The sequence below is a fragment of the Rhodoflexus sp. genome (assembly GCF_053489755.1).
The window spans coordinates 20,448-40,942 of the sequence record NZ_JBRCHD010000043.1; the positions used below are offsets into that span (position 1 = coordinate 20,448).

The window sequence follows — 20,495 nt, forward strand, 5'->3', positions numbered from 1 at the left end:
TGTAGATAATGTGAGTCATTCTGAAATCCTACACGTTTGACTATGCGACTTTTTAAGTCGGCAATCATTTAAAAAATACCCACAAACGTACGCTTTGTAACCTCTCCTATGATTCAGCCTGTCATATAGGTAGCAATTTAGGCTGTCTATTTGCACAAAACCAGTTTGGAAATCTTAAATTGCCTTAGAGACTTTTGCACGTGGATAATTCTTATCGGAAACCTGAATTGCGCCGGCAAATCCTGTGCTATATTAAGAAACGACATGAGCTACTGGTTGTTGTATGCTTTTGGGTATTTACTGGTACTGTGCAGGCAGCAGAGTTGCCCCAAACACTGATCTTGTCAGAAAGCCATGAGCGGCAGCAGGTTGATTTTGTGCGATTAAATGCGGCATCCTTTACGCAACTCACATCTGCAACTGCCGCTCAAGGGAGCTATTATTTTGGTTTTGTGCTGAGAAATGACGCACAGGAGGGGCAGTGGTTGGTGTTAGATGCCGGCCGATGGGGACAAATCAAGGCTTTTGTCCGGCGCGACATAGCATGGCAGCAGTTGCAAAGCGGTGGTGAACTGCCAATGTCGCAGCGCAGTTTTTTCCATCATTATCCCTTTATTCCGCTTTCCATAGCAGCAGGAGAAGAGGTGAAAATATTGTTGCAAGCAGGAGGAAGGTTTAGCTATTTCGTCCCGCAGCAGCCCAAAATTAGCCTACTGACTCGCGCAGTTTTTCAGGCTGAACAGCAACAACGCTGGATCAGTCAGGGGATTTTTTTGGGAGTCATTCTGGTAATGGCAATTTATAATTTTCTGATTTACAGCATTGTACGCGATGTTAGCTATCTGTGGTTTGTGCTCTCGTTGGTAGGTGTAGGTGTTTACTTCGCCTTCTTTTACGGATTTACAATTGAGTTTATCTGGCAGGAAAGCCCTATATGGGATGTGCATAGTTTTGTTTTTGTTCTTTCGTTTACAGGATTTGCGCGTATTTTTTTCACGCGCAGCTACCTGCACACGACCGAAGAGTTGCCGCTCATTAACAAGTTATTACAGCTATTGGCAGCCTTGTACCTGATCCCCTTAGCATTGGCGGTCGTGAGTTTGAGCGGTGGCGGAGATTGGGTTGCCGAGCTTGTACAAATGATTGGCGCTTTGGGGACTGCCGTGCTGCTGACGATGCTGCTGGCAGGTATTGCGGGCTATCGCAAAGGCTATAAGCCCGCGCTGTTTTTCATCATTGCCAATGCGCTGTTTATCGTAGGTGCTATCCTGTTTATTTTTCGGGAAGTGGGCTGGTGGAATGATAATTTTTTCACGCGTTATGTCGCACAGATCGGCGTAATTGCACAAGTAATCATCTTTTCTCTGGGCTTGGCCTATCGGCTGAATCGCGCACAGCTAGAACTAGCGAACGAAAAGTTAGCCAAAGAACGGCTGGCAACCGAACAAGCGCGGGAAAAATCGCTGCTTATTGCCGAGCAGAAGCAGGCATTAGAGCGCGAGGTAGCCGAACGAACGGCAGATTTGCGCCAGAAAACAGTGGCGCTGGAGGAAGCCCTGCAACGCATTTCCGATTCGGAACATCACCTGCGCGAACTCAATCAGGTAAAGGACAAACTTTTTTCCATCATTTCGCATGACCTGCGCAGCCCGGTGGTAACACTGGACTCCTTCCTGAACCTGATCAGCCGCCATGCTGAGCGGCTCAGACCCGAAGAAATGCGGAAACTATCCATGAAGACCCGTCAGGCGCTCAGTAACCTGTCTTTTCTGCTGGAAAACCTGCTGCACTGGTCTAAAACGCAGATGGAGCATTACAGCGTACAGCGCGAACGCGTGGACATTGGCGATTTGATTGAAAAAAATCTATTGCTGTTTGACTATCAGTTTGAGGAAAAAGATATTGACCTCTACCGCCGCATGGAGCAGCCTTCGGAAGCCTTTGCCGATCGCGCCATGATGGATATCGTGCTGCGCAACCTGATCAGCAATGCCCTGAAATTTACTCCACAAGGCGGAGAAATTGCGATTACAAGCACTGCAAATGCTGAAAATCAACTGATTATCAGTATTTCAGACAATGGAAGAGGCTTTTCGGAAACACAATTAGCGGCTATTTTGCAAGGTAATAAACCCGAACCCGAGCGCGGCACCGGCAACGAAAAGGGGACAGGCTTAGGCTTGATGATTGCCCGCGAGTTGCTTGCCGCTAACGGCGGAAGCATACATTTGAGCAATAGAGCCGAAGGGGGTGCACAGGTAACGATTTATTTGCCTGTAAGTTGATAGTATGTGGCGATTTTTTCCACAATCTGCGCAACAGCCGGGCAGATGGCTGCATTGCGGGCAGTCAAATCCAGAATCTGGTGTATTCGCTTGCGGTCGGTGTGTGGGTATTCGCGGCAGGCCGTCGGGCGATGTGCATAGACGGTGCAGTAATTGTCAGCATCCAGAAAAGGACAAGGCGCAGTCCGCAGCACATAGTCGCCGTCCTCGTCAATTTTGAGGTATTGCTCAATCAGTTCCGAAGGCTTGATTTTCAGGTGTTTAGCAAGTCGTTCAATATCTGCCGGACGAAAAATCGGGCTGGTTGTTTTGCAGCAATTCGCGCAGGTCAGGCAGTCGGTATGTTCAAATACTGCTTCGTGGAAACGCTGAAACTGCCGGTCTAAATCTTTGGCTTTCAGTCGCTTTAATTTTTTCAGAATAGAAGTATCGGGTGTTGGCATAGGTAGAGCGCAGATTGTAGGACAGAGGGCTTAGTATGTAAAATGCCCCATAACTACGAAAAAATTTAACAGGTATGTAACAAATCGAACACTATACAGGTTAATTACTGTAAAATTTTATCATCCTATGAATCACACACTCTCCTCGCTGTTTACGAAAATCTATGAAACAGCGTTTAGTACCGTCTATGTTCACGAGCCATCTCGTATACTCTGGCATGATTACAAACCAACTACCAACGAAATGACAGATGCAGATTACAAAATGGAGCTTAATCTGCTGGTAGAACACATCAACAGCTACAATATCAGGGGGCTGTTTTCAGATACGCGCGACTTCTTTTTCTTAATTACGCCCCAACTACAGGAGTGGACCAATAATCATCTTTTTGGTAATATTCCTTCTGTTCATAGGATCGCCGTGATGGTATCCCCCAGTTTTATTACACAGCTTTCAGTCGAGCAGACAGTAGATGAGAATACTACCGGGGCTATGCAGACGCAATTTTTTTCTAATGTAGAACAGGCGTTCAAGTGGCTGGGACTAACAATGGCTTAGCAATGAGGCTGTCCAAAAAGTGTGAATGTAGCACAGGCTCCAGTCTGTAGCTATTTGATTATCAAGCGATTAACAAATCACAAACTAAAGTCTGTGTTACTTTTATAAACAGCCTCGCTTTAATTCTACTTAGCGCTGTGCGTTTCTTTGATGTGGCGGATGAGCTTGCTGCTTAATTCCTCCATATAGGCAGCCATTATCTCGTCGTCGGTAGCTGTACGGATCATGTCTGCCATACCTAAGATAGTATCTACTACACAGCGTTTCATCTCGTCCACAGGCATGTCTTTTGCCCATAGATCAATGCGCATGGTTTCCTTGCGGCGATGATCCCAGATAGACAGATTGATAGCTTTGGTTTCTTCCAGTCCGCTATTGGGGCTGTCGGTTGCCGACCAGAAAATTTTATCGGGAACGTTCTGATCGTCTAACTCTATAGAAAAGCGGATTTCTGCGTGCTTCATAGGTTTGGATTATTTTTTCTTGTTCTTTTTCGCCTCCTCTTGTGCTTTCAAAGCCTCCTCAAGCCGCTGCTGGAAACCTGATTTTTTGCGGTTCGGGTCGGAGAATTTCTTGCGGTTTTCTTCCAGTTTCGCACGGATTTTAGATTCATCTACAAAGCTACGGATGCCTAACTGCTGCACGATGGTAATGATGTTAGAAACAAAGTAGTAGTAGGTCAAACCTGCTGAAAACGAGTTCAGTACGAAGACAAAAATCACCGGCATCACATACGAAACGATCTTCATGTTCGGATCAATATTGGGCGAAAGTTGGTTGTTGTAGTACGTGTAGGCGATGGTAGAAAGCGTCATCAGAATGGTAAACAAACTGACGTGGTCTCCATAGAATGGGATACTGAACGGCAAATCCAGAATAGAGTCGTAAGAAGAAAGGTCATCTGCCCAGAGGAATGTTTTCTGGCGCAGTTGAATGGCATTGGGGAAGAAGTTGAACATCGCCAGCAAAACAGGCAATTGCAACAGCACTGGAATACAACCGCTCAGCGGATTGACACCAAACTGTGAGTAAAGTTTCATCTGCTCTTGCTGAAAACGCTGCATATCTTCGCCGTATTGGGCTTTCAATTGGTCTAATTCAGGCTTTAGCACGCGCATTTTGGCCATAGATTGGTAAGAGCGATACACCAACGGAAACAGGGCAGACTTGACGATAATGACCAACAATAGGATGACGATGCCGTAATTAGACGATACTTTTTCCAACAGTTCGAACAGCGGCATGATGATGTAGCGGTTTACCGTGCTGAAAATTGCCCAACCCAAATACACGTTTTCTTCAAAGCCGGGCGCTACTTTTTCCGCAATGCGGAAGTCGTTCGGGCCATAGAAAAAGCGGATGTCTTTGCTGTCGTCTTTCAGATCGTCCAATGGAATGCTGACCTGCATAGACAGGTGTTTGACCTCTTTGGCAGGTATTGCAGGCGGATTGCTGCGCACCACCACTTCAGGGAAAGATGCTTTGGTAAGTAGCGCCGTGTTAAAGAATTTCTGCTTCAGTGCAATCCACTCCACAGGCTCAGTTGCGCGCTTTTCTTGCGGATCAGTAGAAGTTTCGGACAGGTGCTCCATGCCGCTTTGACTCTGGAAGTAATTAACCGTAGCTGTTGCGCGTACTTGCTCAATGTCTTTTTCCTGTTGCTTGAGGCGATCTGTCCAGTTAAAGCGTACTTGCCGATTGGTAATAGCGCTGCCCAAAGCGTCCAGATTGACACGCCAGCTAAGTACAAAGCCTTCTTTTGACAACATGTAGCGCTGCTCAATGTAGCGAGTACTGTCTAACTGCGCACGAAAAACTACCTGACCATCAGCATTTTGCGCTACCGAATAGTACAACTGGTGCAGATCTACCTCACCGAAAGAAGTAGAAACCTGCGCAGAAGTTTTGCTGCTAAACTCATCAATCAGTACGAGCGGCGTTTTTTGGTAGGTAACGTAGTTTTTGAGCAATACTTCTTTCACGCGTCCGCCTTTGGTACTGAGCGTTACTCTGATGTCGGTATTTTCCAGTGTTACATCCTGTGCCTCACCTTTCATAGCGGCTGCAAAGAGTCCATATTTGCGGTTGAAAACCGAGTCGGGCAGCGCCATCGCTTCAGCCTCCGGGTTATTGGGAGTCAGTACGGCGGGCGTATCATCTGAAGGTTGGACTACTTGTGTGCTGTCGGTAGTGGCAGGCTGTGGCGGCTGTGGGCCCTCGCCGAAAAACGTCAGGTAAATCAGCAACATGGCCGAAATCAGGACAATGCCAATGGTTGAATTTTTATCCATGATAAATTGAGTGTAATTTGCAGGATTTTACAGGGTTTGCAAAAGGTGTAATTAAGCGTAATGCTCGTCGGCAGCATGCTGCATGGCCTCTCTTATAAAGCGCACAAACAGCGGATGCGGACGTGTAACGGTGCTACGCAGTTCAGGGTGAAATTGTACGCCCACGAAGTAGCGATGGTTTTTCAGTTCAACTATTTCCACTAACTGCGAGTCTGGATTGATGCCCGAAGGAATCATGCCTGCCTTTTGGAACATTTCTAGGTAGGCATTATTAAACTCGTAGCGATGGCGGTGGCGCTCTTTGATCTTTAATTCACCATAAATGCTATGGGCAATGCTGCCTTTTTTCAACTCGCAAGGGTACGCGCCCAGACGCATCGTCCCGCCCATTTGCGTAATGTTTTTTTGGTCTTCCATCATAGAGATTACCGGATGCGGTGTGGCGGGATTCATTTCCGTAGAGGCTGCACCTTCCAGATGCAGTACGTTGCGGGCAAATTCCACAACGGCGCATTGCATTCCTAGACAGATGCCAAAAAACGGGATATTATTCACTCTGGCAAATTCTACAGCGTTGATTTTACCTTCAATGCCGCGCTCGCCAAAGCCCGGAGCCACCAGAATGCCGTTTAGATCACTCAGAACGGCAGCGGCTTCTTCCTTGTTTACAAGGCTCTCGGCTTTAATCCAGCGCAGGTTTACTTTGCATTCGTTCGCAGCTCCTGCGTGAGTAAATGCCTCAGAAATAGACTTGTAGGCATCTTTCAATTCTACGTATTTGCCCACCAGCCCAATACTTACTTCGCTGGTCGGGTTTTTCAACTTGCCGAGGAAGTGCTTCCATGCCTCAATATCGGGTTTACCTTCTTTGGGCAGGCGCAATTTTTCCACTACAATTTCATCTAATCGCTCTTTGCGCATGAGCAAGGGAACGTCGTAGATGGTTTCTGCATCTAAGGCTTCAATGACAGAATCCAGACTCACATTGCAGAACAACGCCAATTTACGGCGAATATCTGCTGGAATCGGGTATTCGGAACGGCAAGCCAGAATATCGGGCTGTACGCCCGATTGCAAAAGCATCTTTACTGAATGCTGTGTTGGTTTGGTTTTCAGTTCGCCTGCGGCTTTCAGGTAAGGAATCAGCGTGAGGTGGATCACGACGGAGTTTTCCGCACCGAGTTCCCAACGTGCTTGGCGGACAGCCTCAATGAACGGCAGCGACTCAATATCACCCACGCAGCCACCAATTTCGGTGATGATAACATCGTATTTGCCCGTTTCGCCGAGCAGGTAGATGTTGCGCTTGATTTCGTCGGTAATGTGCGGCACTACCTGTACTGTCTTGCCCAAATAAGCCCCTTGACGTTCTTTAGTGATAACGTTGTTGTAGATGCGTCCGGTGGTGATGTTGTTCGCCTGCGAGGTTGGCACATCTAGAAAGCGCTCGTAGTGTCCCAAATCAAGGTCGGTTTCTGCACCGTCTTCGGTTACATAACATTCGCCATGCTCGTAAGGATTGAGCGTTCCCGGATCAATGTTGATGTAGGGGTCAAACTTTTGGATAGTAACGGACAAACCTCTTGCCTGCAGTAACTTGGCTAATGAAGCAGCAATAATCCCTTTACCGAGCGAAGAAGTTACGCCCCCTGTTACAAATACGTACTTTGCAGCCATGACGAAAGATAAACGCCGCAAAGGTAAGCTATTTGCCTGTAAATGTAAGCCGTTTTGCTTTTTGCAGGGCAGTTCGCTAACTTGGCTGAAGGATGTTGTTCATAAGTAAATCCGGTTGGTAGGGCTATTATATTTGTTGTATGTTTGATGAAAATTATACCATTATGAATGGCATGATGGATAGATTACCCCGAAGAGGGTTAAATATCGGTAGTAATAGTCGCATCCCCTCTTCACAAATTACCTATACAGCCCACATGCAGCAGAAAAAGAGGGGCAGGGATGATTTCAATGTTACCAATATGCAATCCTTACGGGATAAAATCTACCCCGAAACATTGGGATTATTAAAAGCTATTATAGCTATTCCTGAGTTGTCGGACAGGGAAAAATAATCAAAAAAATCTGCGTTCTTTCGCGTTATCCACCTTAATCCGTGTGCTACCGGATTTTGAGAGTTATATGTTAAAATTCATCGAAACCACTCACTCCTAAACAAACCACATGGAACTGAATCAGCCGCGTACCATCCGCGCATGGTGTTTCTTTGACTGGGCAAACTCTGCCTATTCATTGGTTATCACTACCGCCGTTTTTCCTTTGTATTACAGCGCCGTAACGGAAAGTGCTTTTGGCGGGCGCATGGTGCAGTTTTTTGGCACGAGTGTGGATAAAGGAGCGCTGTATTCCTATTCCATTGCGTTTTCGTTCCTGCTGATTGCTGTACTTTCTCCCCTGCTTTCGGGCATTGCCGACTACGGAGGCTCAAAAAAACAATTCATGCGTTTTTTTACAATGCTTGGCTCAGCTGCCTGCCTTTCCCTGTTCTTTTTCACAGGCAGCAATATAGAATTAGGCATCATCGCATCGGTGCTGGCCAGCATTGGCTATGCGGGTGCGTTGGTGTTCTACAACGCCTTTCTACCCGAAATAGCCACGGCAGACCAGTTTGACCGCATTAGTGCGAAGGGCTTTTCCTTTGGCTACTTGGGTAGTGTACTCATCCTGCTTGTCATTCTGGCGATGATTCAGCAGCCTGCATGGTTTGGGCTGCCCGATGCAGGCATTGCCACGCGCATTTCCTTTCTGATGGTTGGGTTGTGGTGGGGCGGTTTTTCGCAAATCACCTTCAACGGCTTGCAGGAGCGTAAAGGACATGTATTCCATTCCAATTTGCTGGGGCATGGCTTCAAAGAACTGAAAAAAGTATGGCACAGCCTCCAACACCATCGCTACACGCGCATTTTTCTGCTGTCGTTTTTCCTGTACAATACGGGCGTACAAACAACTATCTATCTGGCAAGCCTCTTTGGCAGCGATGAACTCAAATTGAAAACCGAACAACTGATTGCCACGATTTTATTACTGCAAGTAGTAGCTATTGCAGGCGCGACGCTGTTTGCGCGCGTATCCGATGCCAAAGGCAACCGTTTTGCACTGAGCATCATCCTGATGATTTGGGTAACTATCTGCGCTGCCGCCTACTTTGTTTACGACGCGATGGGCTTTTATCTGCTCGCTGCCGGCGTAGGCATGGTCATGGGAGGCGTGCAGTCGCTTTCGCGGGCAACTTACAGCAAACTCATTCCCGCCAATACGCACGATACGGCATCTTTTTTCAGTTTTTATGATGTGTTGGATAAATGTTCAACCGTTTTAGGGACAATGGTTTACGGCATTATTATTCAGCTTTCGGGAGGTTCTATGCGCAACAGCGCGATTGCGCTTTCCATCTTTTTCATGGCAGGGCTGATGGTATTGCAGCAGGTAAAGATTCCCAAAGTACAGGTGCAGGCGGCATAATTGCACGATGTTTGTAAATTGATTGTTGGTCATAATTGCATTAAACCCGACAGGTTTTTAAAACCTGTCGGGTCTGAGCATAAATCACGCAAATAGCCTTATGCAAAGAAACAAACTCCTGATCACACTTTGCCTCCTGTTGCTGGCGGGCGCAGCCTTTGCGCAAGAGGAAGTAATTGAAACCTATCCTGATTTTACTACGCCCAAATCTAAGGGGCAACTGCTCAATGGCAAGAAACAAGGCTACTGGTATTTTTACCATCCAAATGGCAATATCAGCGCTATTGAAACCTATCAGAACGGTGAACTCAACGGTATTGCCAAATACTACGCGCTCAGCGGCGAGCTGGAACGCAAGGAAAACTGGCGTAATGGCATTCAGGTAGATTCTGCTATTTTCTACTATCCCGGGCAGCGCATCCGCAAGCACGGTATTTTCAAAGACGGCATGTACGAAGGGGTATGGATTCACTACAACCCTGACGGCTCGCTGCGGCAGCGCGGTGCATACAAACAAGGGTTGCCCCATGGCGACTGGGAAATCTACAATGAAAAAGGACAGTTGATTCAGGCAGGCGCTTACGTCAACGGAAAAGAAGAGGGGCTGTGGAAATTTTATTATCCGGACGGCAAATTAGAGTACGAAGGTCATTTCTCTCAGGGACAAAAAACCGGAGAGTGGTTTCGCTACACACCCTCCGGCAAGAAAAAACCTTACAATTACAAGAAAGAAACTCAGTAAGAAAACAAGTGTATGACATTGGTATAACGCTTACAGCAGCCGATTGTTTTCGTCGGGAAAAACCAGCGAAGGCTGAAAAGCGGCGGCTTCTTTGGCATCCATCATCGCGTAGGCAATGATAATGATAATATCGCCGACTTGTACGCGACGGGCTGCTGCGCCATTGAGGCAAATGACCCCCGAGCCGCGCTCGCCGGGGATAGTATAAGTTTCAAAACGCTCTCCATTATTGTTATTGACCACCTGCACTTTTTCTCCCGGAATGAGGTTAGCAGCATCCATCAAATCGCGGTCTATCGTAATGCTGCCTACGTAGTTCAGTTCTGCCTGCGTTACCTTAACGCGGTGTATTTTGGATTTTAAGACATGAATAAACATGAGAAATTCGGCTCAACTATTAAATGTTAAAAAGGTGTCAGAAATACGAATGAAGTTGCCGTTAGTCGGTCGCTGCAAAGCTAAATCAATCCCGTCGGATTACATGCGGAACACCACATTGTCTATGAGCCGCACACCGTCTAGAAAAGCTGCAATGCAAAGCGCATATTCCTTGCCTTTTTGAGGTTGGCGAACAGTTACCAGACTTTCCGTATCGGCAAGCGTTAAATATTCAACACTGAAAACACCTGTTTCGTTTAATTTTTGGACAATTTCCGCACAAACTTCGTCGGGACTTTCTTCTTGCAGGATGCGTTCTTTTGCCGCTACCAATGCACGAAACAGGGTAGGCGCGTATTGCCTTGCCTCGGTGCTCAGCCGCATATTGCGCGAAGACATTGCCAGCCCGTCCTCCTCACGGATAACCGGGCAGCAAACCAACTGCACGGGAAACGATAAATCGTTCACTAACCGCTTGATAATCAGGAACTGCTGCAAATCCTTTTGCCCAAAGTAGGCGCGGTCGGGCTGCACCATGTGGAACAGTTTGCTCACTACCAGCCCTACGCCGTTGAAGTGTCCGGGGCGGTGCGCGCCTTCCATCACCTGTTCCAGATTACCGAAATTGAGTTGCATTTGCGGCCGCGTAGGGTACATTTCAGCCTCATCAGGCAGGAAAACCGCATCGCAGCCGGCTGCTGTCAGCATTGCGATGTCCTGTTCCAATGTGCGCGGGTAATGTTTCAGGTCATTAGCGTTGTTAAACTGCGTCGGATTGACAAAAATGCTGCAAATAACTAACGGATTTTCTGCTTTTGCCTGTTCAATCAGGGAGATATGTCCCCTGTGCAATGCGCCCATTGTAGGAACAAAGCCAACAGACAAGTGTCGGTTAGCATTGCGCCACTGAGTCAGTTCGGCAGCCTGTCGGAATATTTTCATGTAAGAAAAAGATGAGGAATGGCAGGAATTTCCGCATAAAAATTGCACTTTTCAAAAGGCAATAAATCGGGTAATTAGTCCGCAATAATACGACAACAAAACGATTTGTGTTAGTTTTAAATTAATTTTTGTAATTTTGCAATATACTATTGTTCACTTCAAACCCACCTTTCGCTATGTCAAAAATTAAAATCCTGTACGTATCCAGCGAAATTTATCCATTCTTAAAAACCTCTGCTGTTTCAGATTATGTGCGAAAGCTCCCCCAAGTGATGCATGACAGGGGCATGGAAATCAGGATTTTAGTCCCGCGTTTTGGCTTAATTAACGAACGCAAGAATCGCCTCCACGAGGTTGTACGTCTCTCGGGAATTAATATAGCGGTAGGCGATGAGGAAAAGCCACTGATTATCAAGGTCGCATCTGTTCCCAATGCCAAGTTGCAGGTTTATTTCATTGACAATGAAGATTATTTCCAACGCAAACACGTCTTCACTGACAAAGATAACCGCTTCTATGCGGACAATGACGAACGGGCCGTTTTCTTCTGCAAAGGCGTGATCGAAACTGTAAAAAAATTAGGCTGGGCTCCAGATATCGTACATTGCAACGACTGGATGACCAGCCTGATTCCTTTATACCTGAAGACAACCTACCGCAACGATCCGATGTTCAAAGACGCTAAAACTGTGTTTACAGTTTACGACAGCAAATTTGATTATCAGTTTGATGAGTCACTGGTAGGAAAGGTGAGAATGCTCGACATTGACGATGAGGCACTGCAAACGCTGCGTCCCTTCGATTATTCAGGCTTCATACGCATTGGCGCACAATATTCTGATTCAGTTGTGAAGGCAGATCCTAATGCAGCTCGTGTAGTTCCTGATTTGGAGAGGCTCTTAGGTAAACCTGTTCCCACGATAGAAGAAACAGCAGAGTCTTTCACCGATGCCTATTACAGCATCTATAACGAGCTTTTGAATTGCTCGTCTGCTAATTGATAGTATCTTTACCGGTATTTTAAATTACATCATCGTCATCATACGTATGTCATCCCTTCTCAAAAGATGGGGTCTTATGATGATTGTTGTCGCAATAAGCACACTAACTTCTTGCGACGACAATTTTGACCTCACGCTGGATATCCGGCAAAACGAACTAATAAACACGCTTTACACAGACACGCTTACTTTACAAACCAGCGTACAATACGTTGACTCTATTCAAACCGATAACTTTATTTTGGTTGGCAGTGTAGCTGATCCTGATGCAGGTACGCTGCGAGCAGAGTCTTTTTTCAAAACTTTACTGCCGCGCAATGATCTTCGATTTACCATCGAGGAAAGTAGAACGGTGATCTTTGATTCGCTTGTGCTTGTATTGGACTATAACTATCAGTATGGCGATACAACAGTTGCGCAAACAATTGTCGTTAATCGGCTAGCGGAGTTGCCTGATACTGCGCGTACTTACTATTCGTTCGATCGTCTGCCTGTGGCTGAAGAATTAGGACGATTGGAGTACAAATTGCCACGCAACCGGAACGCTATGCGCATCAGGCTGAGCGAGACCTTTGCACGCGATCTGATCAGCAAAGAAGGACAACCCGAGTTGGCTAATCAGGCCAATTTTCAGAAATACTTCAAAGGTATTCGCATTGCTTCGGAAGGACCGGACAATGCTGCCATATTCGGCTTTGACTTGATTCAGTCGCGGATGGCCATTTATTTTCGCAATAATCCAGCTGATACTGTTTCGCGTGTACATAACTTTTTCTTCTACAATACTGCACGGGATTTGTTCAATCAGGTAGTATTGAGCGATGGTAAAGCCTTTGCGAGACTCCATGCTGACTTTAGTAGTGCGCGAGTTTTGGCAGGTTTGCCTGACCGCCGAAGCATTCCGACCGAGCAGATAGGCAATCTGGGGTATGTAAACAGCGGAATGGGGGTTGCTACACGCATCCAAATTCCATACCTGCAATCCATTATAAGACCCGGCAGGCGCGTAATGATCAATCGGGCATTGCTTTCGGTAGTGCCTTCGGCAATGAACTATGAAGCATCCGGCAGGATTAACGCACCGCCGCCTGCGACCATATTTCTGGGAATTTCCAATGCCAGTGGACAATTGGTGCGTACAGCCACAGGCTTGCCAATTTTTGTACCTGAAGAGCGCAACCCAAATCTGCGGATGGAAGTCAGTTATATCGCTGCCGGCCGCAACTATCCGGACATGGATATTACGACATACATCCAGCAATTGCTGGACGGGCGGGCATCAAACAAAGGAGTGCTCTTGATGAGCCTTCTGAATACCTCACCTGCCAATTTGCTAATTATTGGTGATCAGCGGACACCTGTGCGGTCTGAGCGCCTGCGTTTACAACTTTTTTACACAGAACTTTTACAGTAAGAACCAAGTTTTTTTAAAGCACAAGGACTAAATAGAGTAGCATACATGAAATTATCTGCCTTTAAATTCGATCTGCCGGACGATGCAATAGCGAAATATCCTGAAGAAAACCGCGATGAATCCCGACTGATGGTTGTCCATCGCAATACCGGACAAATTGAGCACAGAATATTTAAAGATATTATTGATTACTTCAAGCAGGGCGATATTATGGTGATCAACAACACCAAAGTATTTCCCGCACGGTTATATGGCAATAAAGAAAAGACAGGGGCCAAGATAGAGGTGTTTTTGTTGCGCGAACTTAATGCAGATGCGCACCTGTGGGACGTGTTGGTAGATCCCGCACGTAAAATACGCGTAGGCAACAAGTTGTACTTTGGCGATGGTGAACTTGTGGCAGAGGTAATTGACAACACAACCTCGCGCGGTCGTACAATTCGTTTCTTGTTCGATGGAAATACCGAAGATTTCTATAAAACCATCAATACGCTCGGGGAAATGCCGATCCCTCGCGAAATCGGGCGCAGCAACGAGGCAATTGACAACGAACGTTTCCAAACCATTTTTGCCGACCCTATCGGTGCGGTAGCTGCTCCTACGGCAGGTCTGCATTTTACCCAACAGTTGTTGCGTCGCTTACAGTTGCAAAATGTAAATATTGAGCCAATTACCCTGCACATTGGCTTAGGTACTTTCCGAGAAGTAGATGTAGAAGACCTAACCAAACACAAGACAGATTCGGAACAGTACGAAGTGAGCGAGCATACTGCACGGATGGTCAATGAGGTTTTGGATAATCGCGGAAAAGTTTGTGCCGTTGGTACAACTTCTATGCGTGCCTTGGAAACCTCTGTTTCAGCAAGCGGACGTTTGAAGCCCAGCAAAGGCTGGACGGACAAATTTATCTTTCCGCCCTACGAGTTTAAGATTTGTTCAGCATTAGTTACCAATTTCCATAAGCCAATGTCCACCCTGCTGATGGCAACCTGTGCATTTGGAGGCTACGATCTTATCATGAGCGCTTATGAGATAGCTATTAAAGAACGCTACCGATTTTTAACATATGGCGACGCTATGCTAATTATCTGACAAATTTGTAACTTTATGCTTCGTTTTTACGTACCAACTGTTTTACAACTAAACTACTTTTCTTTATGCGCAAATTAGAAAGCAATTTATTAGCACTGATGGCAGGTGTTGCAATTGGTGCACTGGCAGGAGTACTTCTGGCACCCGATAAAGGTGAAAAAACTCGTAAGCGTTTGGCTGATAGTTCTGCGCGTTTACGCAGAGATATGGAAGATAAGGCTTCCGAATTGAAAAAGGATATAGCCCGCAAATCAATTGAGTTGAAGAAGGAACTCGATGAGCAGTTGGAAATAAGCAAAGGCAAACTGACCAAGTTTGCAGAAATGCTGGTGGTAAATGCAAAAGAAACACTGGCAAACGGCAAAAAATCTGAAGTTGCAGACAACGTTTAAGCTAGCTTAGCAATTGTCATTAACAAAAGCCCTGAGAGCAAAATTGTTCTCAGGGTTTTTGTTGATGCAAAACAAAGGGAGCTTTGTTTTATATTGTGCGTAAAATGAAAATCACTTCTACATGACAGTACGCGACAACCACAAGCCATTGCTCAGTTTTTTTCAGATCTGGAACATAAGTTTTGGTTTTTTAGGTATTCAGTTTGGCTGGGCGCTACAAATGGCCAATATGAGTGCTATTTATGAGTATCTCGGTGCAGAACCTGAAAATATTCCGCTGCTTTGGCTGGCCGCCCCCTTGACCGGGCTGCTCGTGCAGCCTGTTATTGGCTACCTTTCCGATCGCACATGGACACCACTGGGTCGGCGTAAACCTTATTTTCTTATCGGTGCGATCCTCTCTTCGATCGCCCTTGTACTGATGCCTAATTCCTCAGCACTATGGATGGCCGCCGGGCTACTCTGGATCTTGGATGCTTCTATCAACATCAGCATGGAACCATTTCGGGCTTTCGTTGCCGATATGCTACCACAGTCGCAGCAGACAAAAGGCTATGCCATGCAGAGTTTATTTATAGGCTTAGGGGCGGTTATTGCTTCCGCAATGCCATGGATGTTGGAAAACTGGTTTGGTTTTTCGGGTAGTCACGCATCCGGAACTATTCCTCTAACAGTAAAACTTTCGTTCTATCTGGGCGCAGGCGCATTCTTCTTCGCAGTGATTTACACTATTCTGACCACGAAGGAGTATCCTCCTGACAATCTGGCGGAATTTAAAGCAAAGAAGGCCGCTAGCAGCGGGTTTGCCAATGGCGTAAAGGAAATTTTTGAAAATATTTTTAAAATGCCTAAGGTCATGCGACAACTGGCATTAGTGCAATTTTTTACTTGGCCCGGACTTTTTCTGATGTGGTTCTATTTTTCGGTAGCTGTTGCCCGCAATACTTTCGGTGCAACCGATACCCAATCGCCACAATATGCCGAAGGCGTAGCATGGGCAGGTATTTGCTTTGCCTTTTATTCGTTAGTTACCTTTCTTTTTTCTCCACTTTTGCCACTGATTGCCGATAAAATCGGGCGCAAACTGACCCATGCGATTTGCTTGCTGGCAGGTGCGGGAGGGTTGTGGTACGTAGGGCTTGCGACCACCAAATACGAATTATTTATATCAATGACAGGTGTGGGGATTGCTTGGGCAAGCATTCTTTCCATGCCTTATGCAATGCTTGTGCGCCATCTGCCGCAGGAAAAAATGGGGATCTACATGGGAATTTTTAACTTCTTCATTGTACTACCGGAAATTATTGCTTCGCTATTCTTCGGAAAAGTTATGGAATCATGGTTGAACAACGACCGTTTGGCAGCAGTTATGTTAGGCGGAGTACTTCTCGCCGGAGCTGCTGTGCTTACGTTGTTCGTTCAGGACAGCGATGCTGGGGCAGCCGATTCATAGGCACAATAATTGCAATAGTGAAACTAAAGTTTGAATCATTATGCGCTTTTTACCTCAATCCCACTTAACATTTGTGTTGCCATATCTGGTAGCGTTGCTGTTTTTAAATTGCCTGACGGGTATAGCTGTTGTTGCACAAGACCTAAGCGCAGGTAATGTGAGTCAGGGAGCAAGAACCACTGACTGGATTAACGATCCTCGCAAAGTACCTGATGTATGGAAGCAGTTAATGCGTAATCCGCTCGACTCTTCGCTCTGGGTAGAATACTACGGTAAAAACTGGAAGCAAATGAGTATTAAAGATATGGAAACTATCAGCCACTGGAAACAGCAGTTGATGCTTCGTCAGTTGGCTAATAATGAAAGTGTGATCGGCTTTGTGATTAAGCCTGAGTTCCGCTCGGCTGATTTCTTTATTGATGAATATGCTTTCCGCGAGATGTTGGAAGCCATCAAAAAAGCAAGAGAGGGAGCTAAAAAAGGCAAGTCAGGCGTAGTGAAAGCTGAATTTGCAGGCATGGAAGCTGTTATTTTACAGGAAAATGAGGAACTAAAGCGTCTGAAAGCTAATCCTAAAGCCAATTTTGCAATGATCGAGTCGCTTTACGACCAAATTTTCAAGGAGTTCAATATTCAGTACGTTTATTACCATGAAAAGCATCCGGACAACAAATATCCGCTTACTAAGTGGGTAGAAGATCAGGAGGCAGCATTGACAGACCTGAAAATGAAGCAAATTGCCGAGATACGTAGTAAATACACCAATCGAAACTAATTTTGTTGTAACTCAAACGCATGATTCATAGATGAAAAATAAACTCTTCGCATTCATATTCATTAGTTGTCTGGCAGGCTTCTCAGTAAGCCTGTTTGCCCAAGATGCACTAAGCTATTACGGCGATAAAATCACCGAAGACGGCGCTATACCCGCTGCCGAAATTGCCAATCTGATGAAAGACAAAACCGAGGGAGCTTTTAAAGTAAAAGGCACAATCGTGCAAACCTGCCTGAAAAAAGGGTGCTGGATGACCGTTGACATTGGCAACAACCAAACAATGACAGTGCGGTTCAAAGATTATGGTTTTTTTGTGCCTAAAAGCGGTGCAGATGGTCTGGATGTGGTTTTTGAAGGGGTAGCCCGCAAAGAAGTACGCACAGTGGACGAATTGCGCCACTACGCCGAAGATGCAGGCAAAAGCAAAGACGAAATCGCAAAAATTACTGCGCCTAAGGAAGAAATTACCTTTGAAGCAAACGGTGTCATCATCAAAGGCTATCAAAAAAGCAAATAAACTATGAAGCCCCTGCATTTTTTGCTGGCGCTGTTGATATATGTGTCGGCTGGGGGCTACGGATTTGTCAGCCCGCAGCCGATGCCGCAAAACGACGACAGCGAACTCGCGCTACTCATGCGCGCCATGTACGACGACTCAGAAACCATCCGCAAAGCCATCCTTGAAAAGCGCCTGCCCGAAGATTTCAGGGAAAAATTCAAAGCCATTCACACAGCAACACCTACCGACGCGGGAGTGCGCGACGAGAATTTTGCACCTTTTAGCAATGGATTTCTGTTTGCACTTGATCGCATCTATCAAAATGAGGGCGATCAGGTGCAAAATTTCAATACCTTCGTACTTTCTTGTATTGCCTGTCATCAGAAATACTGCCCAGGACCCATCAGAAAAATCCAGAAACTGTACATCAAAAACTAAACACAATCGGCTGATTATCGTTTAACAGATAGCCAACCAGATGTTTGATTCATGTTGAAAGTTTTTTTTCGCTACTTGCTTTCTACTCTCCTGATTGCATTTCTTACCGCTTGTGAAGATGTTGTTACTGTTGATTTAGCACCGTCGCGCCCACAGTTAGTGATTGATGCTTTTATCGCTAATCAAAATGCGCCGCAGACAATCCGACTAAGCAATACTGCACCTTATTTTAACACTACAACTCCGCCTGTGCAAGGCGCGGAAGTTGTTGTTGAAAACCTGACACAAAACCGCCGAATGATATTCGTAGATACGCGTCAAAACGGTGAATATCGCTGGCAGCCTGCTGGTAATGAAAGACTTGGTGATGTGGGTGATGAATTTCGCCTGACTGTGCGCTATCAAGGGCAGGTTTACACGGCAAGTTCCCGCCTGAATCGCACCACTGTTGTAGATTCTATTACCTATGAGTTTCGGGAACGCCCCAACTTTGGCGATGCGCAGGAGGGCTATTATGCGCAGTTTTTTGGCTTTGATTTGCCCGGACAGAACGACTTTTATTGGATTCGCGCCTACAAAAACGGCAAATTTATTAGCCGCCCGACACTGATCAACTACGCATTCAATGCGGTGCGCGGTTCAGGTGCAGGTTCTGACGGATTTGCATTTATTTCGCCTATTCGTAGCCGCATTACCGACTCGCGAGACCCTTATCAGGTAGGAGACGAGGTGCGTGTAGAAATCTGGTCTATCAACGAGCAGACGTATGATTTTTTGGCGCAAGCTGAAAATCAAATCAATAACAGTGGGCTTTTTGCCAGACCATTAGAAAACACACGTACAAATATCAGCACCCCGGCGAGCGCGCCGCTGCCTGCACTGGGCTGGTTTTGTGTATCGGAGGTAAGTACTGCTATCCAGAGAATTGAGCCAAAAAGACGATAAGGAAGTATCAATTAGCTGACAGCAACTATTTTGGTACTACTCAACCAATCCTATTGTAACATGTTTACTATCAAAATTGCGCTTGACTGGACTCCCAATACCAATCATACGGGTTTTTTCATAGCTCAGGAACTCGGATTTTATGCAGAGGCAGGTTTGCAGGTAGAAATCCTGCACCCCGGCAATGATAACTATGCCGTTACGCCTGCCAAAAAACTGATGCTCGGCGAGGTTGATTTTGCAATTGCACCCTCTGAAAGTGTTATCAGCCTGAATACCAAAGCCGAACCTTTTTCCGTGAAGGCTGTTGCAGCACTCTTGCAGGAAGATTTGAGCGCGATTGTAACACTTGCCGCGTCTAACATCAATCGCCCGCAGTTGCTGGACGGCAAAATATATGCCTCCTACAAAGCTCGCTACGAAGATGAAATCGTGCGGCAGATGATTATCAACGATGGGGGCAAGGGCGATTTACAGATTACTTACCCCGAAAAGTTGGGTATCTGGGATACGCTATTGGCAGGAAAAGCTGATGCAACTTGGATTTTCACCAATTGGGAAGGAGTGGAAGCAGAACAAAAAGGCATCCTACTCAACTATTTTCGCATGGCAGATTTTGGTATTCCTTATGGCTATTCGCCCGTGCTATTAGTTGCTGATGAAAAAATTGCTGCCCATGAGGCATCTTACCGAAAATTTTTACAAGCGACCAAGAAAGGCTTTCTTTATGTGCAGCAACACATAGAAGAAAGCGCGACCGTACTCAAACCTTTTCTTAGCGACCGCGATCGCGCCAATGTGGATGTAGTGCGCAGCCAACAGCAAACTGCGGCTTTCTACGGCACTGCCGAAAACTGGGGTACAATGCAGCCTGAAAGAGTTTTAGCTTTTCTCAACTGGCTTCAAATCAGAGGCTTAGAACCCCATGCAGTGGAGTTGCAAAGTAAGTTTTCCAACGAATTATTATAGATTCTGCTGACAGCACCAAAAATGCTATTTTAATTGCAAGTCTTTAATGCCATGATCAACTCCCTGCTACTTGTGTTGTTGGAAAATACTAATGCTAAAATGGATCATCTACTATGCAGTTTTTATCTCGTAGGGATTGCATATAGGTAGCATTAAATCATCCCTGCTGCCCCGTCATGCAATTCACAGCGGTTTAATCTTTCCTTTACCTTTTGCGGAGATTTAAGCGACAGGTAGGGTAGGGCTTATCAAACCAAAAAAGCCCTATGTCTCATCAGACGCAGGGCTTTGGATTGTAAGTACTGGCGGCGACCTACTCTTCCACCTATTACGGCAGTACCATCGGTGCTACGGGGCTTAACTTCTCTGTTCGGAATGGGAAGAGGTGAACACCCGT

21 protein-coding genes and 1 rRNA gene are annotated in these 20,495 nt (G+C 46.0%); 15 read left to right on the forward strand and 7 right to left on the reverse strand.

Going from position 1 to position 20,495, the window contains the following annotated elements; all coding sequences use genetic code 11:
• Positions 1-200 precede the first annotated feature (200 nt).
• Complete coding sequence (locus ACWIP2_RS09665; RefSeq protein WP_448519723.1) at positions 201-2,285, forward strand: 7TM diverse intracellular signaling domain-containing protein; 2,085 nt, start codon at positions 201-203, stop codon at positions 2,283-2,285.
• On the opposite strand, the gene ACWIP2_RS09670 is transcribed toward ACWIP2_RS09665, so the two are convergent.
• The gene (locus ACWIP2_RS09670) at positions 2,267-2,728 is read right to left on the reverse strand and encodes a YkgJ family cysteine cluster protein (RefSeq protein ID WP_448519724.1); all 462 of its coding nucleotides are present in this window, start codon (positions 2,726-2,728) and stop codon (positions 2,267-2,269) included. The two genes, ACWIP2_RS09665 and ACWIP2_RS09670, sit on opposite strands and share 19 nt — an antisense overlap.
• A gap of 127 nt (positions 2,729-2,855) precedes the next feature.
• Here ACWIP2_RS09670 and ACWIP2_RS09675 point away from each other — a divergent pair, with 127 nt between their 5' ends.
• Entirely contained in the window at positions 2,856-3,287 is a 432-nt protein-coding gene (locus tag ACWIP2_RS09675; RefSeq protein ID WP_448519725.1) for a hypothetical protein, read from the forward strand.
• Between the two features lie 125 nt (positions 3,288-3,412).
• Here ACWIP2_RS09675 and gldC read toward each other — a convergent pair whose 3' ends face one another.
• From gldC to ACWIP2_RS09690, 3 genes are read right to left on the reverse strand one after another with little or no spacing between them, the layout of a single operon-like run.
• Positions 3,413-3,751, reverse strand: a complete 339-nt coding sequence (gldC, locus tag ACWIP2_RS09680; RefSeq protein WP_448519726.1) for a gliding motility protein GldC — start codon at positions 3,749-3,751, stop codon at positions 3,413-3,415.
• Positions 3,752-3,760: 9 nt separating this feature from the next.
• Complete coding sequence (gene yidC, locus ACWIP2_RS09685; RefSeq protein WP_448519727.1) at positions 3,761-5,578, reverse strand: membrane protein insertase YidC; 1,818 nt, start codon at positions 5,576-5,578, stop codon at positions 3,761-3,763.
• Positions 5,579-5,629: 51 nt separating this feature from the next.
• Entirely contained in the window at positions 5,630-7,255 is a 1,626-nt protein-coding gene (locus tag ACWIP2_RS09690; protein WP_448519728.1) for a CTP synthase, read from the reverse strand.
• Positions 7,256-7,395: 140 nt separating this feature from the next.
• Here ACWIP2_RS09690 and ACWIP2_RS09695 point away from each other — a divergent pair, with 140 nt between their 5' ends.
• From ACWIP2_RS09695 to ACWIP2_RS09705, 3 genes are all read left to right on the forward strand, one after another.
• Positions 7,396-7,650, forward strand: coding sequence for a hypothetical protein (locus ACWIP2_RS09695; RefSeq protein WP_448519729.1), 255 nt, complete (start codon positions 7,396-7,398; stop codon positions 7,648-7,650).
• A 109-nt stretch (positions 7,651-7,759) separates the two neighbouring features.
• Positions 7,760-9,058, forward strand: coding sequence for an MFS transporter (locus tag ACWIP2_RS09700; protein ID WP_448519730.1), 1,299 nt, complete (start codon positions 7,760-7,762; stop codon positions 9,056-9,058).
• A gap of 100 nt (positions 9,059-9,158) precedes the next feature.
• The gene (locus tag ACWIP2_RS09705) at positions 9,159-9,800 is read left to right on the forward strand and encodes a toxin-antitoxin system YwqK family antitoxin (protein WP_448519731.1); all 642 of its coding nucleotides are present in this window, start codon (positions 9,159-9,161) and stop codon (positions 9,798-9,800) included.
• A 30-nt stretch (positions 9,801-9,830) separates the two neighbouring features.
• Here ACWIP2_RS09705 and panD read toward each other — a convergent pair whose 3' ends face one another.
• Positions 9,831-10,178 carry an aspartate 1-decarboxylase gene (panD, locus tag ACWIP2_RS09710; protein ID WP_448519732.1) on the reverse strand — a complete coding sequence of 116 codons (348 nt, stop codon included), beginning with the start codon at positions 10,176-10,178 and terminating at the stop codon, positions 9,831-9,833.
• A gap of 99 nt (positions 10,179-10,277) precedes the next feature.
• Entirely contained in the window at positions 10,278-11,120 is an 843-nt protein-coding gene (panC, locus tag ACWIP2_RS09715) for a pantoate--beta-alanine ligase (protein WP_448519733.1), read from the reverse strand.
• A 176-nt stretch (positions 11,121-11,296) separates the two neighbouring features.
• On the opposite strand from panC, the gene ACWIP2_RS09720 reads away from it, so the two are divergent.
• The 10 genes from ACWIP2_RS09720 (at position 11,297) to ACWIP2_RS09765 (ending at position 20,098) form a co-directional block, all read left to right on the forward strand.
• Positions 11,297-12,121, forward strand: coding sequence for a glycogen/starch synthase (locus ACWIP2_RS09720; RefSeq protein ID WP_448519734.1), 825 nt, complete (start codon positions 11,297-11,299; stop codon positions 12,119-12,121).
• A gap of 76 nt (positions 12,122-12,197) precedes the next feature.
• Entirely contained in the window at positions 12,198-13,535 is a 1,338-nt protein-coding gene (locus ACWIP2_RS09725) for a DUF4270 family protein (protein WP_448519735.1), read from the forward strand.
• Between the two features lie 45 nt (positions 13,536-13,580).
• Positions 13,581-14,627 carry a tRNA preQ1(34) S-adenosylmethionine ribosyltransferase-isomerase QueA gene (queA, locus tag ACWIP2_RS09730; RefSeq protein WP_448519736.1) on the forward strand — a complete coding sequence of 349 codons (1,047 nt, stop codon included), beginning with the start codon at positions 13,581-13,583 and terminating at the stop codon, positions 14,625-14,627.
• Positions 14,628-14,692: 65 nt separating this feature from the next.
• Positions 14,693-15,019 carry a YtxH domain-containing protein gene (locus ACWIP2_RS09735; protein WP_448519737.1) on the forward strand — a complete coding sequence of 109 codons (327 nt, stop codon included), beginning with the start codon at positions 14,693-14,695 and terminating at the stop codon, positions 15,017-15,019.
• Positions 15,020-15,140: 121 nt separating this feature from the next.
• A complete protein-coding gene (locus tag ACWIP2_RS09740; protein ID WP_448519738.1) occupies positions 15,141-16,472 on the forward strand; it encodes an MFS transporter in 1,332 nt (443 codons plus the stop codon).
• A 40-nt stretch (positions 16,473-16,512) separates the two neighbouring features.
• Positions 16,513-17,247, forward strand: a complete 735-nt coding sequence (locus ACWIP2_RS09745) for a hypothetical protein (RefSeq protein WP_448519739.1) — start codon at positions 16,513-16,515, stop codon at positions 17,245-17,247.
• 31 nt (positions 17,248-17,278) lie between these two features.
• Positions 17,279-17,764, forward strand: a complete 486-nt coding sequence (locus ACWIP2_RS09750) for a DUF4920 domain-containing protein (protein ID WP_448519740.1) — start codon at positions 17,279-17,281, stop codon at positions 17,762-17,764.
• A 3-nt stretch (positions 17,765-17,767) separates the two neighbouring features.
• On the forward strand, positions 17,768-18,184 hold the full coding sequence (locus ACWIP2_RS09755; protein WP_448519741.1) for a hypothetical protein: 417 nt from the start codon (positions 17,768-17,770) through the stop codon (positions 18,182-18,184).
• A 51-nt stretch (positions 18,185-18,235) separates the two neighbouring features.
• On the forward strand, positions 18,236-19,129 hold the full coding sequence (locus ACWIP2_RS09760; RefSeq protein ID WP_448519742.1) for a DUF4249 family protein: 894 nt from the start codon (positions 18,236-18,238) through the stop codon (positions 19,127-19,129).
• 60 nt (positions 19,130-19,189) lie between these two features.
• Positions 19,190-20,098 (forward strand): ABC transporter substrate-binding protein, encoded by a 909-nt coding sequence (locus tag ACWIP2_RS09765; RefSeq protein ID WP_448519743.1) that lies wholly within the window; start codon positions 19,190-19,192, stop codon positions 20,096-20,098.
• Positions 20,099-20,398: 300 nt separating this feature from the next.
• On the opposite strand, the gene rrf is transcribed toward ACWIP2_RS09765, so the two are convergent.
• Positions 20,399-20,495: ribosomal RNA gene (rrf, locus tag ACWIP2_RS09770) — 5S ribosomal RNA — on the reverse strand; the annotation flags it as partial.